At 63.5% G+C, this 14,870-nt stretch carries 10 protein-coding genes and 1 tRNA gene; 4 read left to right on the top strand and 7 right to left on the bottom strand.

Annotated features, from left to right (window positions below; genetic code table 11):
• The first annotated feature begins 75 nt into the window (after positions 1-75).
• On the top strand, positions 76-891 hold the full coding sequence (locus V6657_RS04565) for an MBL fold metallo-hydrolase (RefSeq protein WP_048931912.1): 816 nt from the start codon (positions 76-78) through the stop codon (positions 889-891).
• On the opposite strand, the gene V6657_RS04560 is transcribed toward V6657_RS04565, so the two are convergent.
• Complete coding sequence (locus tag V6657_RS04560; protein ID WP_048931997.1) at positions 875-1,594, bottom strand: TetR/AcrR family transcriptional regulator; 720 nt, start codon at positions 1,592-1,594, stop codon at positions 875-877. The genes V6657_RS04565 and V6657_RS04560 overlap by 17 nt on opposite strands.
• 201 nt (positions 1,595-1,795) lie before the next feature.
• Between V6657_RS04560 and V6657_RS04555 the strand changes: the two genes are divergently transcribed.
• The 3 genes from V6657_RS04555 to V6657_RS04545 are packed head-to-tail and all read left to right on the top strand — an operon-like array spanning position 1,796 to position 8,147.
• Positions 1,796-3,499 (top strand): AMP-binding protein, encoded by a 1,704-nt coding sequence (locus tag V6657_RS04555; RefSeq protein ID WP_048931911.1) that lies wholly within the window; start codon positions 1,796-1,798, stop codon positions 3,497-3,499.
• A 14-nt stretch (positions 3,500-3,513) separates the two neighbouring features.
• Positions 3,514-6,831 carry a carboxyl transferase domain-containing protein gene (locus tag V6657_RS04550; protein ID WP_048931910.1) on the top strand — a complete coding sequence of 1,106 codons (3,318 nt, stop codon included), beginning with the start codon at positions 3,514-3,516 and terminating at the stop codon, positions 6,829-6,831.
• Between the two features lie 38 nt (positions 6,832-6,869).
• Positions 6,870-8,147, top strand: coding sequence for a branched-chain amino acid ABC transporter substrate-binding protein (locus V6657_RS04545; protein WP_048931909.1), 1,278 nt, complete (start codon positions 6,870-6,872; stop codon positions 8,145-8,147).
• 4 nt (positions 8,148-8,151) lie between these two features.
• Here the strand turns inward: V6657_RS04545 and V6657_RS04540 are convergent, their stop codons facing one another.
• The 6 genes from V6657_RS04540 to V6657_RS04515 form a co-directional block, all read right to left on the bottom strand.
• Entirely contained in the window at positions 8,152-9,144 is a 993-nt protein-coding gene (locus V6657_RS04540; protein WP_048931908.1) for an MBL fold metallo-hydrolase, read from the bottom strand.
• Positions 9,145-9,500: 356 nt separating this feature from the next.
• Entirely contained in the window at positions 9,501-9,995 is a 495-nt protein-coding gene (locus V6657_RS04535) for a hypothetical protein (RefSeq protein ID WP_048931906.1), read from the bottom strand.
• Between the two features lie 112 nt (positions 9,996-10,107).
• Complete coding sequence (locus V6657_RS04530; RefSeq protein WP_048931905.1) at positions 10,108-10,932, bottom strand: OmpW family outer membrane protein; 825 nt, start codon at positions 10,930-10,932, stop codon at positions 10,108-10,110.
• Between the two features lie 99 nt (positions 10,933-11,031).
• Positions 11,032-12,291, bottom strand: coding sequence for a DUF2957 domain-containing protein (locus tag V6657_RS04525; RefSeq protein ID WP_048931996.1), 1,260 nt, complete (start codon positions 12,289-12,291; stop codon positions 11,032-11,034).
• 83 nt (positions 12,292-12,374) lie between these two features.
• On the bottom strand, positions 12,375-13,973 hold the full coding sequence (locus V6657_RS04520) for a DUF2957 domain-containing protein (protein WP_048931904.1): 1,599 nt from the start codon (positions 13,971-13,973) through the stop codon (positions 12,375-12,377).
• 695 nt (positions 13,974-14,668) lie between these two features.
• Positions 14,669-14,747 (bottom strand) — tRNA-Ile (locus tag V6657_RS04515).
• Positions 14,748-14,870: the final 123 nt, after the last annotated feature.

Here is a 14,870-nt window from a genome sequence, read left to right as displayed (position 1 = left end):
CCTTGACACGGATCAATAGGCCCAGGCCCACGCTGCGCGACCATCGGGCATCCCAACCTGCGCCCCTCTCCCTCCATGGTGACCACGCTTTATGAAACGCCCGAGCACGTCTGCCTGATGTTTTCCGACCTGGTGGACGATCACGACGACCTGCCGGTGCAGACCAACCAGTTCCTCATCGTCGATCACGGCCACGGCGCGCTGATCGACCCGGGCGGCCAGATGACATACAACGCGCTCTATCTGGCGATGAACAGCTACTTTCCGCCCAAGCAGCTCGATTACGTACTCGCTTCGCACGCAGACCCGGATATCGTCGCCTCGGCCGGGCGCTGGCTCACGAGTTCCAGTTGCGACATCTTGATCTCGCGCGTGTGGGAGCGCTTTCTGCCGCACTTCTGCAATGTGGGCAAGACCGAAGGCCGCATCGTGCCGATTCCGGATACGGGCATGGCGATTCCGCTGGGGCAATCGCATCTGCTGGCGGTGCCGGCGCATTTCCTGCACTCGGAGGGCAACTTCCAGTTCTACGATCCGGAATCGCGGATTCTCTTTTCGGGCGACCTGGGCGCATCGATGGTGCACGCCAACGTGGCGGCCAAGCCGGTGGAGGACTTTGACGCGCACCTGCCACTGATGGCGCCCTTCCACCGCCGCTACATGAGCGGCAACCGAGTCTGCCGGCTGTGGGCGCAGATGGTGCGCGGGCTGGACATCGAATGGATCGTGCCGCAGCACGGCCAAGCCTTCCGCGGGAAAGCCATGGTCAACCGCTTCATCGATTGGGTGGAAACGCTCGATTGCGGCATCGACCTGATGACGCCGGAGATCTTCCGCCTGCCCGCCATGCCGAAAACACCGGCGGGCGCAACGCTCAAGACGCGGGTTTAACTGCCGGGCTGGGGGCAGCCGGCAGGATGATCTTCATCATGGCGCTCGACAGCTCGTGCGCCAGCACATTGGCGTCGATACGCGATGGGTCGTGCCATGTGTACATGAAGCCCATCACGCCGCCCATCGAGTGCGCCGCGACGCGCGCATCGCCAAAGTCGAACACGCCGGCGCGCTTGCCTTCATCCAGCAGCGCATACAGATCGCGGTAGTAGCCACGCGACATGCCGTGCAGCCACTCCACGGTTTCAGGGCGCAGATATTGGCGGTCGCGGTACGTAAGCGCGGCGGCATAGTGGCAGTCGATGCAGCGGCGCGCCATCTCTAGCAGGCAGGCTTGCAGGCGCTCCCGCACGGGCAGCGTCGGGTCAGCCGTCTCGCGAATCGCCGACAGGCAGATCTGCGCGGCCTCGCGGCACAGGATGTCGAAGATCTCGTACTTGTCGGTGAAGTAGTAGTACACCGCGGGCTTGGTCACGCCCAAGGCGGTGCACAGGTCACTCATCGTCATGCCGGCGTAGCCCTTGGTGAAAAAGAGCTGGGCGGCGGTATCGAGAATCTGCCGGCGGCGCGCCTCCTGGCGCTCGGCGATATGCGGGCGCGTAACGGGCGCAGGGGGCGCAGGGGCCGGAGGCGCCTCAGGAGCCTCGGTTTCAGCAGACGGTTGCACGTCGGAACCAGCAGATTTGCGGACGATGGACATGGTGCGCATTCTCGCATGCCGCCTTTGGATGCGCCGCCGCGTCTGCGCATCTGGGCGGCATCACGCCGCTGAAATGCTTGACGCATCAAACGGCGCTTTCTATATTTCTACCCGTTGGTATAAAAAATTACCTTGAAGTATAGATAGCGCGGCGCCACTTTGCGCACGCACTGCACAATCCAACGGAGACAAGCTTTGGCGATGGACGAGTCCGAGTATCTCGGCCGCGTTCGCGCGCTCTGGGCGCGCGCATGGCCGGTCGATACCCCCCGTGAGCCCCACTACCCGATCGGGCGCGCGCCCCTCACCGACTACCTACGCCACTGGGCGCGCACCACGCCAGACAAGCCGGCCATCCACTTCTACGGGCATGACACGACGTTCGCCCAGCTCGACGATCTCTCTGACCGCTTTGCTGCCCTGCTCGCGCAGCATGGCATTGGCGCGGGCGACCGGGTAGCGGTGTTCCTGTCGAACTGTCCGCAGTTCAATGCGGTGTTCTTCGGCATCCTGAAGCTGGGTGCGGTGTATGTGCCGATCAGCCCGCTGTCGCAGCGCGTCGAGCTGATGCATGCGCTCACCGATGCGACGCCGCGCGCCATCGTTGCGCTGGATCGGCTCATGCCGCTGGTGAGCGACGTGCGGGCCGAAACCTCGCTCGAACACGTCTTCGTCACGCGTTATGCAGATGTGCTCCCCGCACAGCCGACGCTGCCGCTTCCGGCGATGCTCACCGAGCCACCGCTCGACTGCGCAGATGCCATCGACCTGATGCCTGCCCTGGCGAGGACGACGCCGATCTCTTTGCCGCCTGCCTCGCTTGATGCCGCAGCCGCACTCAACTACACGGGCGGCACAACCGGCCTGCCCAAGGGCTGCATCCACACGCAGGGCGACATGGTGGACATGGCCGCCGCATTCTCGGCCGTGTCGCTGCGCGCCGATGCCGACACGGTCATGCTCAGCTTCTATCCGCAGTTCTGGATTGCGGGCGAGAACACCGGGCTGATCTTCCCTGCGTTCCTCGGCGTACCGCTGGTACTGCTTGCGCGCTGGGATGCGGAGGCCTTCATGGCCGGCGTGCAGCGCTACCGAGTAACCAACGGCTCAATGCTGGTCGACAGTGCAGCCGAGGTCATGGCGCATCCGCGTGTGCACGAATACAACCTGCGTTCGCTGCGACACACCGGCGTGTCATCGTTCGTGAAGAAGCTGAACCCAGAATACCGCCGCGCATGGCGCGAACTGACCGGCTCGATGATGGCCGAGAGTGCCTGGGGCATGACCGAAACGCAGACCTGCAACAGCTTCACGGTCGGCATGCAGGACGATGATTTCGATCTGCGCTCGCAGCCGATCTTCGTTGGACTGCCGGTGCCAGGCACCGACTTCAAGATCTGCGATTTCGATACGCACGAACTGTTGCCCATCGGCGCGGAAGGCGAACTGTGCGTGCGCACGCCCACGCTGCTCAAGGGCTACTGGAACAAGCCGGAGGCCACCGCGCAGACCTTGCGCAACGGCTGGTTCCACACCGGCGACATCGGCTGCATTGATGAGTACGGTTACGTCCACTACCTCGGCCGCCGCAAGGAGATGCTCAAGGTCAACGGCATGAGCGTATTCCCGGCCGAGATCGAAGCCATGCTCGGCAAGCACCCCGCCATCCTCGGTTCTGCTGTGGTGGGCCGCGCAGATGAGCAACGCGGTCAGCTCCCCGTCGCCTTCGTGATGTTGCGCCCCGAGGCCGTAGGCACGCTAGACGACGCCACGCTTACCAATTGGTGCCGCGAGAACATGGCCGTCTACAAGGTGCCCATCGTGCGCATCGTCGATGCGCTGCCGCTCACCGCCACCGGCAAGGTGCGCAAGCAGGATCTCGCACCGCTCGCAGAACAGCTCTAACCCACGCTTGCTCCATGACGTTTCGCAAACTGCTGATCGCCAATCGCGGCGAGATCGCCATTCGCATTGCCCGCGCGGCCGCCACCGTGGGCTTGCCCTCGGTCGCCATCTATTCCGAAGACGACCGCGATGCGCTGCACCCGCTGCGCGCCGACGAAGCCGTGCCCTTGCCTGGTACGGGGCCGCGTGCGTATCTCGACGGGGAGGCCATCCTCGCCGCCGCTCGCGCGGTAGGTGCTGACGCCATCCACCCCGGCTACGGCTTCCTGAGCGAGAACGCTGCCTTCGCGCGCGCATGTGCACAGGCCGGCGTGCGGTTCATCGGGCCCTCGCCACAGGTGCTCGACCTCTTCGGCGACAAAGCGCGCGCGCGCGCGCTTGCTCACGAGGCCGGCATTCCGATCGTCAACGGCACGCGCGGCGCGACGTCGCTCGAAGATGCACAAGCGTTCTTCGCCGCGCTGCCGCCCTCGCACGGCATGATGATCAAGGCCGTGGCCGGTGGCGGCGGACGCGGCATGCGTGCCGTGCATGAGGCGCAGGCAATTGCCGAGGCGTATGCGCGCTGCGTGTCCGAAGCCACGGCCGCATTCGGTAGCGGCGATGTCTACGTCGAAGCGCTGGTGCCCACGCCGCGTCATATCGAGATCCAGATCGTCGCCGATGCACAAGGCAATGTCTCGCACCTGGGCGAGCGCGAATGCAGCCTGCAGCGTCGTCACCAGAAGCTGATCGAGATTGCGCCGAGCCCGGCATTGGACGATGGGCTACGCACACGTATTGCCGACGCAGCCGTCACGCTGGCCAAGGCTGCGGGCTACTGCGGCATCGGCACCTTCGAGTTCTTGCTGGAGGGCACCGGCACGCCGCACACCACGTTCTACTTCATGGAAGCCAACCCGCGCGTGCAGGTCGAACACACCGTCACGGAGATGGTGACGGGCATCGATCTGGTGGTGACGCAATTGGCGCTGGCACAAGGTGCGTCGCTCGCGGAGTTGGGGCTCGATCAGCCGATCGTGCCGCGTGGTCACGCCGTGCAGGTGCGCATCAATGCCGAGACGCTCGACGCGTCTGGCCAGCCGCATCCTTCGACCGGCACGCTCACCGCGTTCGAGCCGCCCAACGGCCCCGGCGTGCGCGTCGACACCTGCGGCTACGCCGGCTACCGCCCCAACCCGCGCTTCGATTCGCTGCTGGCCAAGCTGATCGTGCACGCGCCGCGCGGCACGTATGCGCAGACCCTGGCGCAAACCTACCGCGCGCTGTGCGAGTTCCGCATCGAAGGATTGGTGACCAACAAGCGCCTGCTGCAAGACTTGCTGAGCGATGCTCAGGTGCAAACCAACGCTGTGCACACGCAGTTTCTCGACGAGCGTCTGGCCGAGCTGGTGACCGCCAGCGACGGTGCGCATCCCGCACTCCATGCATCGGCGGACGTGGCGGCCGATCGCGAGACCGAGTCGGGCGAGTCGCCGCTTGACGCGTTGCCGGACGATGCCGAACTGCTCACCGCACCGATGGATGGCGCACTGATCCAGATCAACGCCCAACCTGGCGAGACCGTGGCGCGCGGGCAAGTGCTGGCCGTGATCGAAGCGATGAAGATGGAGCACGTGGTACTAGCGCCCGCATCCGGACAGGTGCTGCAGGTGTGCGCGCAATCCGGCGCCACGGTGCGCGAAGGCCAGCCGCTGGTAGCCCTGCTCCTGAGCGACGCAGAACACCACGCCGAGTCCGCCGACACCGAGATCAACCTCGACCACATCCGTCCCGACCTGCAAGCGGTCATCGACCGCCACGCATTCGGCCTCGACGCCAACCGCCCGGATGCCGTTGCGCGACGCCGCAAGACCGGCCAGCGCACCGCGCGTGAAAACATCGCCCACCTGTGCGACGCCGATTCGTTCATCGAATACGGCGCACTGGCCATCGCCGCGCAACGCCAGCGGCGCGCGCTGGATGACCTGATCCGCTCGACGCCGGCCGACGGCATCATCACCGGCATCGGCACCGTCAACGGCACGCACTTCCCCGATCAGGACGCGCGCTGCATGGTGCTCGCCTACGACTACACCGTGCTGGCCGGCACGCAAGGCACCTTCAACCACAAGAAGACCGACCGCGCGCTGGAACTCGCGCAGCAATGGAAGCTGCCCGTCGTGCTGTTTGCCGAGGGTGGCGGCGGCCGGCCGGGCGATACCGAAAAGCGCGGCGTCAGCGGCCTGGACTGCCCGACCTTCATCCACTTCGCGCGCCTGTCGGGGCTGGTGCCGACCGTCGGTATCGTGTCGGGCCGCTGCTTTGCGGGCAACGCCGCGCTGCTGGGTTGCGCCGACGTGATCATCGCCACGCGCGACGCGACCATCGGCATGGGGGGCCCGGCCATGATCGAAGGCGGCGGCCTAGGCGTGTACGCGCCCGAAGAGGTTGGCCCCGTCAGCATGCAGGCGCCCAATGGCGTGATCGACGTGCTGGTCGAAGACGAGGCCGAAGCCGTCGACGCCGCGCGCCGCTACCTGAGCTACTTCCAGGGGCCACTCACCCAATGGGAAGCCGGCGACGCGCGCCACCTTCGCCACGTGATCCCCGAAAACCGCATGCGCAGCTACGACATGCGCGCCGTGATCGAAGCGCTGGCTGACACCGGCTCGGTGCTGGAGCTGCGCCAAGCCTTCGGCGTCGGCATCATCACCGCGCTGATCCGCATCGAGGGCCGCGCGTTCGGCTGCATCGCCAACAATCCGCGCCATCTGGGCGGTGCCATCGATTCGGCGGCGGCCGACAAGGCGTCGCGCTTCATGCAGCTGTGCAATGCGTTTGATCTGCCCATCGTCTCGCTGTGCGACACGCCGGGCTTCATGGTTGGCCCGGAGGCGGAGAAGACGGCCACCGTGCGCCATGTCAGCCGCATGTTCGTGACAGCCGGCAATCTGCGCGTGCCGTTTTTTACCGTTGTGCTGCGCAAGGGCTACGGCCTTGGGGCTATGGCGATGGCGGCCGGCGGCTTCCATGCGCCATTCTTCACGGCGTCGTGGCCGAGCGGAGAATTCGGCGGCATGGGCATCGAAGGTGCTATCCGCCTCGGCTATCGCAAGGAGCTGGAAGCGGTGGAAGACCCCATGGAGCGCGAGGCGCTGTTCCGCAAGATGGTCGATGCAGCTTACGAGGAAGGCCGCGCGCTCAACATCGCCAGCTATCTGGAGATCGACGCCGTGATCGACCCGGCCGATACGCGCCGCTGGCTGCTCCGCGGGCTGCAATCGGCGCCGCCCGCACCGCCGCGCCACACGCGCGACCCCGCCACGCGCCGCTTCATCGATACCTGGTAGACGAGAAGACAGCACGCCCCACACAACAAGGAGAAGACATGCCCGCATCGACCCGCTTGGCCCGTCCGTTGTCCGCATTGGCCTGCGCGATCACCGTACTCTGCGCACCGCTGGCGCACGCTGCAGACCCTGCGCCGATCAAGGTGGCGTTCATCGACCAGTTGAGCGGGCCCCTGTCGAATGTAGGCGAACAGTTCCTCGCCAACCTGAAACTCGGCATCGATGATGCCAACGCGCAGCCGCAAGGCGTGTTGAATGGCGCGCGCTATGAGTTGACGACCTACGACAACAAGCTGTCGGCGCAAGACAGCCTGTCGGCACTGCAAAGCGCCATCGATGCGGGTGCGAAGATCATCTTCACTGGCGGGTCGGGCTCGTCTGTGGTGGCGGCCATGGTGGACGCGGCGACCAAGCACAACGAGCGCAACCCTGACAAGCGCGTGCTGATCATCAACTACGCCTCCATCGACCCCGACCTGACCGGCGCGCACTGCAGTTTCTGGCACTTCGCCACCGAGGCCAACACGGCCATGAAGATGCGGGCGCTGGCCAACTTTGTGAAGACGCAGCCCGACATCCGCAAGGTCTATTCACTGAACCAGGACTACGCGCACGGCCGGTTGTGGGCGTCACTGGGCAAGCAGATGATCTCTGCTGCGCGGCCCGACGTGCAATTCACGGGGGAGACGCTGCACCCGATCGGCAAGGTGAAGGACTTCGCGCCCTACGTCTCGAAGGCCAAGGCGACCGGCGCGGACACGCTGCTCACTGGCAACTGGGGGCAGGATCTGAACCTGCTCATCAAGGCTGACGGCGACATGGGCTATGACGTGCGCTATCTCAACCACAGCGGTGCGGGTGCGCCGGGCACCGTGCTGGCGGTGTCGCAAGCCAAGATCGGCAAGGTGACGTGGGTGTCCGAATGGACGCCCGGCAACGGCAATGCTCAGTTGATGCAGATGGATGCGCGCGTGCGCCAGACACCCGCTGGCGAGCACTTCGCCCCGCGCACCGTGCTCTCCGTTGAACTCGTGACGGATGCCATCCGCAAGGCCAACTCCACCGACCCGCTCAAGATTGCACTGGCCCTGGAAGGCATGCAGAAGCAGAGCTTCCTGGGCGAGGTGACGATGCGCAAGGTCGACCACCAGTTGCTGCTGCCGCAGGTGGTGTCGACCATCGCGCCGGTGGACGGCAAGGCCGTCAAGGTCGGCTACGACGGCACCCAGTGGGGCCACAAGACCGAAAGCACGACCGCCGCCAAAGACCTGGACCTGCCGACCACTTGCAAGATGAAGCGGCCGGCAGGCGCATGACGGCTTAGTCTGTGCGGTCGGTACGCAGCGGGCCGTACTCGATCGGCACCCAGGCAAACGCCTTGCCGTCGCGGCGCACATGGCCCAGGCCCAGGAACGGCAGATGCGCGCCGGCCACCCAGAGCTTGTCCTGCGCCGCTTCGGCAAACAGCTTGCGACGCGATGCCACAGCCTGCTTCTGGTCGACGTCGTATTCAAACGCAACCTCGGCGTGCAGGAACTGCACGGCGTGGCTGTGCACGATGTCGCCCCACACCAGCAAGCTCTTGCCCTTGGAGGCAAACAGGTAGCCGCTATGGCCTGGCGTATGGCCGTTGGCGACCACCGAGCGCACACCCTGCACCACCTCATCGCCCGGTTTGAACTGCTTCAGCTGGCCGGCTGCTGCATACGGCGCGACGGAATCGCGCGCCATCTTGAAGAACGGTTGCATGTCCTTCGGCTTGGAGGCGGCAATCGTTTCGCTTAGCCAGAAGTCGGCTTCCGGCGCAGCCACGTAAACCAGCGCATTGGGGAAAGCGGGTTGCCCTTGCGGCGTCAACAAGCCACAGGCGTGATCCGGGTGCAGGTGGGTCAGCAGCACGGCGTCGATCTGCTCGGGCTGATAGCCCGATGCGCGCACGTTGGCGGCCAAGCCACCCATGGTTGGGCCAAAGCATGTGCCCGAACCCGTATCGACCAGGATGCGCTGGCTGCCCGTATCAATCAGATAGCCGTTCACGGCCGTCTGCATGCCTGGCGTGCTCGACACAAACATCCGCGCCAGCAGGCTCTGCACGAATTGCGCGCTCATGCCCACCAGCGTCTTGGCCGGCAGATCGACATAGCCGTCATAGAGTGCGGTGACAACGTCGTCGCCCAGGGCCATGCGGTAGTAACCGGGCACTTGGGCGCGCTGCTGCGTAGCGGCAGGCGGGGGGGCGGCAGTCTGGGCGTGGGCGAATCCGATGGACGTGGCCAATGTGATGGCCACTGCAGCAGAGGTAAGCAAACGCATGTCTTGGCTCCGGAGGAGAAACCGCTGCCCCGTTGCAGCGGTGGGAGCCTGGATCATGCCACCTCTAGTACACATGCGTTGTCGCGATTGGCGACGGGGGTATTGCTCCACTTCGAAACGCAAAATGGTCGAGCCACGCCCGAACCACAGGCGTTACTGAACGATCAACCCCCAACGCCGGCGTGGCACCCACTATCGACAGCATCAGCGCGAGCGCTGTCGTTACAACCATGCGTATGTTGTTCATCGTGTTCAAAAAATTGGGGAAGATGAAGAAGAAAAGGCCCGACATGCCGGGCCTCTGTCTCATGCCGATCAACCGCGGCTGCGCATCCGCAGGTCGACCAGGAGCGTGTTTACTGCGTCACCTTGAACTTCGGTGACGAGTAGACGGTACCACCCACCGTACAGTCCGGCGCCATCGATGCGTTGGTGAACGTCAACGAAGAAGCGTTGTTGTCCCAGGCGGTCGCCACGCTGCTCGGCCCGCAGCTTCCCAACAGGAGCACATTGACGGCGGCATTGTTGATCGTCAGTTGTGTCGTGCTGTCGGCCTGCCCCGTCCACGGGGTCACGCCGCTGATGAAGCCGCATAGCGTACCGCCCGTAAAGGTGGTCGACGTGATGTTGACGATGCCACTGGGCGTGATGGTTCCATTGAATGTGGCCTGGCATTGCACGTTGGTCACCCCTTTTGAGAGATTGGTCACGCCGGTCACCGAGAACGGCTCGCCGCTCGCGTTCATCGGTTGACCATCAGCGCGCGATACGGTCACGGCAAATGCGGGTGTGGCTGCTACGGTGGCAAGTGCGAGTGCAACTGCAAGAGATACGACTTTACGTGTGCTCATTTATTGCCTCACTAGAACTGACGGTTGAAACCGCCTTAAGAATGCGGCGCAAACCGGTTCCCGCTCGGTTCCCGCCGCGCCAATTAGCCAGGCGCAGACAGCCGACACCCGGCTAAAACTTGTATGACACCCCAATGAACGTGATGATCGGATTGGCCTTGAGCGTGGTCTTGGTGGTGGCCAGCGTAGTGCCGTCCGCCGCCTTGATCACGGTGGCCGCTTCCGTCTTGAGCGGCAGGTACGACACCGTGGCCGTCAACGCCCAACGATCGGTGATGGCATAGCTCGCGCCCAGGTTGAAGATGGCCGACCACGATGCTGACGATTGCCCCTCCACATACGTCGGGCCCGGCTTGCCCGCCCCGGCTGCCAGCACGCTGCCCAGTTCACGGTTGACCGCCGCCGAGAAGTTGGGATTCAGCTCGATGTTGGTGAAGAAGCTGTAGACCACCCCCACGCCCACGAACGGACGGAACTTCGACTGCGCGTGCCCGAAGTACCACTGCAGGATGACCCCGGGGCTCCACTGGCGTGCCTTGCGCACCGCGGGTTGGTTGGACGGGTCATCCAGATCGACGTGGCCGAGTGCACCCGCCGGCCCAGGCGCGCGAATCACGCCATGCCCGGTCAGCTTGAACTCGGGCGGCACGCCGGCAATGGTGGTCAGCGCGATGTTGTCGGTAAAGAAATGCGTGAGCGTGAGGCCCAGCGTATTGGCGTTGCTCACGCGCAGCCCGCTGTTGGGCGACGTGAAGCTACCCGGCAAACGCAGCGGATCGTTGATCGGCGCGTTGATCACGCTGGTGGTCAGGTTGTTGCTCGAGTCCTGCGGCATGATGTGGAACCACCCCACCGTTGCCACGTTGTCACCCGCCTGCTGCGCCATGGCACCTGCGGATGCGCAAGCCGCCACCAATGCGACAGTCAGTTTCTTCATGATGCTTCCTCCTGTTGTTCTGAGCGGGGCGCGGCACGACTGTGGGTCTGACTTTGGGTCAAACAGGGCCACACCCCGTGGCGTGTTATTCCGGAAACGTCACTGCACGAAGGCGCCCACGGTGAAGTACGGGTTCTTCGTATCGCTCATATCCAGGAAGCCGAAGGTCTTGCCGGTAAAGATCAGCTTGCCAGTCGGTGCCGAGCCTGCCGGTGCGCTCGTCTGCGTGGTGCGGATCACGCCCGGTACGGTTTGCGTAAAGTCCAGATTCAGCGGACGCGTCAGCGCAACCTGCGACGCATTGAACGGATCGAGCATCGTGGCCTGTGCACCCACCAGCGCAGTGGCACGGTAGTTGAACGTGCTGTCTACGCCCGTGTACTCACCGTCTTGCGAACCCTGCGCGATGTTGGTGTTCGGCGCCAGGAACGAAATGCCGGACTCGTCGTCTGCCACCGGCGGGCCGGCAGTCAGATTCGAGTTGGCCGCCCCCACCCGGATAAAGATCGGCACGAGCTGGTTGTACAGCTTGCCCACGATCAGCACGCCCCTACCGGCCTTGTTCGGATCAAGCGACGACAGCGTGGCCGGCACCTGCGGCTGGTAGTTCAGCGTGGTGAACGCAGACGAGTCCGCACGCAGCGTCAGCTTCTGGTTGACCGTCGCGCTTGATGTCAGGCACGCGCCGCCGTTCTTCACGCCCAGGTTGTCGCACTCGGTGTAGGTGCCGTCCGCGTTGATGGTGAAACGCGCATCGACCGCCTGCTGCGAGAAGTTCTGCGACGGGACCTGGTGGTAGCCGAGCTGGTTGTAGTTGCCTGCGATCTTGGTCAGGTCCGTCTCGGTGCTCGAGAAGCTGATGAACGGGTAGTACGGGAACGTGGTCTTCGGGATCTTGCCCACGCCGACGATGCCGTCGAACTGGATCGTCGCCCCCGGAATCGTGCCACCCAGCACACCTTGCCCCAGGAAGAAACGCGCCGGCCGGCTTGCATCGAGGCTCGCGTTGTTCAGGCGGAACGCGCATTGATTAAGCTTCTCGGTCGGCAGTGCGGTTTCCTGCGTCAGCGTGCCGGTCTGCACGTTGTTGGGAGCGGTGTCACGTGTGGGCGCCACCGTGCCCGTCGTCACCGGAATCGGCGACGCCAGATACGTGATCTGGTACGTCATCTTGGTCGTGTCGAGCTGCACTTTCACCAACTCGCCTGAACCGGAACCGCCCGTGAAGACGGTGTTGTAGTCGATGGCCTGTGGACACAGGCGCTGGATCACCGGGGCCGGCGGATCGTCTCCGCCACCACCACACGCGGTCACCATCGGTGCGCACGCCAACACGACCAGCCATTTACGCCATTGCATTTGCGTCTCCTCCATGTTGTTGTTCAGCTGCGGCGGCGCGCACACTTCACGCGCCGCCGCATGTGATTTCGTTGCTGCGTGCCTCACTGGACGAACGCGCCGACCGTGAAGAACGGGTTGTACTTGTTGTTGTTCATGAGCATTGCGTACACGTTGCCCACCTTGACTGCGACGCCCGTGTCGCCCGCTTTGAACAACGCGACGTTGCCGCTGGCACCCTGCGCGTTGAAGTCGTTCTGCGCGGTGACCAGCAACTTGCCTGGCGAGGCTTGCGTGTAGTCGAGCGCGAACTGCGCCGTCACCCGCGAGTTGAACGGGTTGATGAAGGCTGCGGTGCCGTTCTGGAACAGTGTTGATGTGTAGTTGGCGGCCAGCGTGGAGACGGCGGTGCCGTCATTGCAACTGCCAGCCCACGCATGGAAGAAGCCGCCGGTAAAGGTGCCGGGGAGCTCTGGATGGGCCACCGTGGGGTTGATACCGTTGACGCCAGAGATGTTCGTGGTCGGACCGTTGGATGTCACCACACCGCACGCAGATGCGCTGGTAGCACCGATATAGCCGCCCATTAGCGCATTGGTCGGGATGGTCGTCATCGGCGTCAGGATCGAGATACCGATCTGATCATCGCCCACGGAGGCCAGCACGTTGGCCGGATCGCTGTGCGAATAGCCGACGCGGATCACCACTGGCACCACCTGCCCATTGAGCTTGCCGGCAATCATGATCCCTTTGGCCTGGCTCGGTGTGAACAGGATGATCGGCGAGACCTGACCGACAAAGGCATAGGGCGAATTGGCACTCACCGGGTTGCTGACAAACACGTTGTCTTGCGAGCCGTCGGCGTTCTTTCGCAGCGTCCACGGCGTGCCGGTCGTATGGCACGAGTAATCGGAGCTGTCGGACGTACACGTTCCGTCGGCATTCAACGTCTGCGTCCAATTGACGGCATCGGGCTCCCAGCCCTGGGGCGTTGTCGTCTGGTTACCCGAGCCCGTTGGCGTTACATGCACGCCCACTTGGTTGTACTTCCCTGCGACTTGCGAGAAATCCGTCACGGTCTGGGAAAAGCCCAGGAACGGATAGAAATCAAACGTGCGAGAAGGCACTACTGCGAGCGGAGGAATGCCCGGCGCCACCGTGATGCCATCGAACTGGATGGTCGCGCCCGGGATGCCGCCGCCCACGATGCCTTGACCAACAAACAGCGTCGGCGGGTCTTGCGGATTGACAGTGATCGCGTAGCTGTTGTCCGCCGTCTTGCCCGACTGCAGCACGAAGGCGCAACGGTTCTGCTCAGGCGTCGGCAAATTGGTCGGATGCACGAACGCGCCATTGATCGTCAGCCCCTTGCGCGTGTTGTTCACCTGCCCCGCCGAGGTCGGCACCGACGATTCGATGAACTGCATCTGGTACGTGTTCTTGCTCGTATCGAACTTGACCTTGATGTACTCACCGCTGCCGGAGCCGCCGGTGTAGGTGGTCGTGTAGTCCAGCGCGGCCGGGCACAGGCTCGTCGGCGTGGTTGGCGTGGTGTTTGGCCCGCTGGGCGGGCAAGAACTACCCGAGCACTGTGCGACGTTCGATGCGCCGGGATCGTCCGCACCGCCGCACCCGCCGATGAACGGCATCGCAACTATGCAACTGGTTGCCATGACAACAAAAAGATGACGTCGACTACCCATGGTTGTCTCCTCACGTTTTGAAACTTGTTGTGTTTTTGCCGGCAAATGTCGGCCAATAGCCCCGCCTGTCGGCGTACGACAGCCGACAGCGCACGACCTGCCTCGGCGGCAGATCAATCCTGCAAATCAACAGAAAAGACGGACGTGTTTTGTCGTGCGCGTTAACTCGCGTAACGCACTAATCGGTTGGGTGCCGATGCCAAAACCAGTCGGGGTGTTGCAGCTAACGCGGGAAACCCGGCGCGCTGCGATGATGACGATGGCGGTGACGCGCGTGGGCACGCGCAGATGCGGAATGTTGGAAAGGCCCGTTTTGAATGCGTAACATCCTGTGTCTCCGAAGGTACGCTACTGGCTATTTACTTGTCGTTATGCATGCCACTATGGTCTGCACAGACTATGAAGTAAATAGAGATTTCATTCAAAACATTGTCTGCAATGCCTCGCGCAAGCAGGCGCGGCGCCATTTGGCAGCATTTCAAACGAAGGAATGAATTCGGTTCGTTTGAAGTGTTTTAAACTCCTCCCCTCGATTGTGGGGGGAATATCGTGCGGTGCGACATATATCGAATTATGTTGAAACGGATATATTTCGCGAGATATATGCACCAGCAAAAATCAGTCCTGATACAGCTCCGCACGGAATAGCAGAAAGCCATTCGACAGAAAGATTTGCGCAAATCAGGGAGAAAGAATGGTGGGCCCCCCGGGAGTCGAACCCGGCACCAACGGATTATGAGTCCGCTGCTCTAACCAAGCATGAGCTAGAGGCCCAAAGAGCGGCGTCCCGAATGAACAACTGAGGACAACCGACAAAAAATTGACCCGGCGGGTTAGGCCGGGCCATGTGTGCGATTTTACTCGAAAGTGGGCAGAAACCCACCTCCGAGCATCAAT

Origin of the sequence: Ralstonia sp. RRA (assembly GCF_037023145.1) — a bacterium.
In the GTDB taxonomy this organism is placed as follows: domain Bacteria; phylum Pseudomonadota; class Gammaproteobacteria; order Burkholderiales; family Burkholderiaceae; genus Ralstonia.
The sequence above is the reverse complement of the archived record's forward strand: the minus strand, read 5'-3'. Positions and strand labels throughout refer to the sequence as shown.

Bases quoted from the DNA above. Each gene is read 5' to 3' on its own strand.
- V6657_RS04565 (WP_048931912.1), top strand. From the start codon at position 76: ATGGTGACCACGCTTTATGAAACGCCCGAGCACGTCTGCCTGATGTTT.
- V6657_RS04560 (WP_048931997.1), bottom strand. From the start codon at position 1,594: ATGTCCATCGTCCGCAAATCTGCTGGTTCCGACGTGCAACCGTCTGCT.
- V6657_RS04550 (WP_048931910.1), top strand. From the start codon at position 3,514: ATGACGTTTCGCAAACTGCTGATCGCCAATCGCGGCGAGATCGCCATT.
- V6657_RS04535 (WP_048931906.1), bottom strand. From the start codon at position 9,995: ATGAGCACACGTAAAGTCGTATCTCTTGCAGTTGCACTCGCACTTGCC.
- V6657_RS04540 (WP_048931908.1), bottom strand. From the start codon at position 9,144: ATGCGTTTGCTTACCTCTGCTGCAGTGGCCATCACATTGGCCACGTCC.
- V6657_RS04530 (WP_048931905.1), bottom strand. From the start codon at position 10,932: ATGAAGAAACTGACTGTCGCATTGGTGGCGGCTTGCGCATCCGCAGGT.
- V6657_RS04525 (WP_048931996.1), bottom strand. From the start codon at position 12,291: ATGCAATGGCGTAAATGGCTGGTCGTGTTGGCGTGCGCACCGATGGTG.
- V6657_RS04520 (WP_048931904.1), bottom strand. From the start codon at position 13,973: ATGGGTAGTCGACGTCATCTTTTTGTTGTCATGGCAACCAGTTGCATA.
- V6657_RS04545 (WP_048931909.1), top strand. From the start codon at position 6,870: ATGCCCGCATCGACCCGCTTGGCCCGTCCGTTGTCCGCATTGGCCTGC.
- V6657_RS04555 (WP_048931911.1), top strand. From the start codon at position 1,796: ATGGACGAGTCCGAGTATCTCGGCCGCGTTCGCGCGCTCTGGGCGCGC.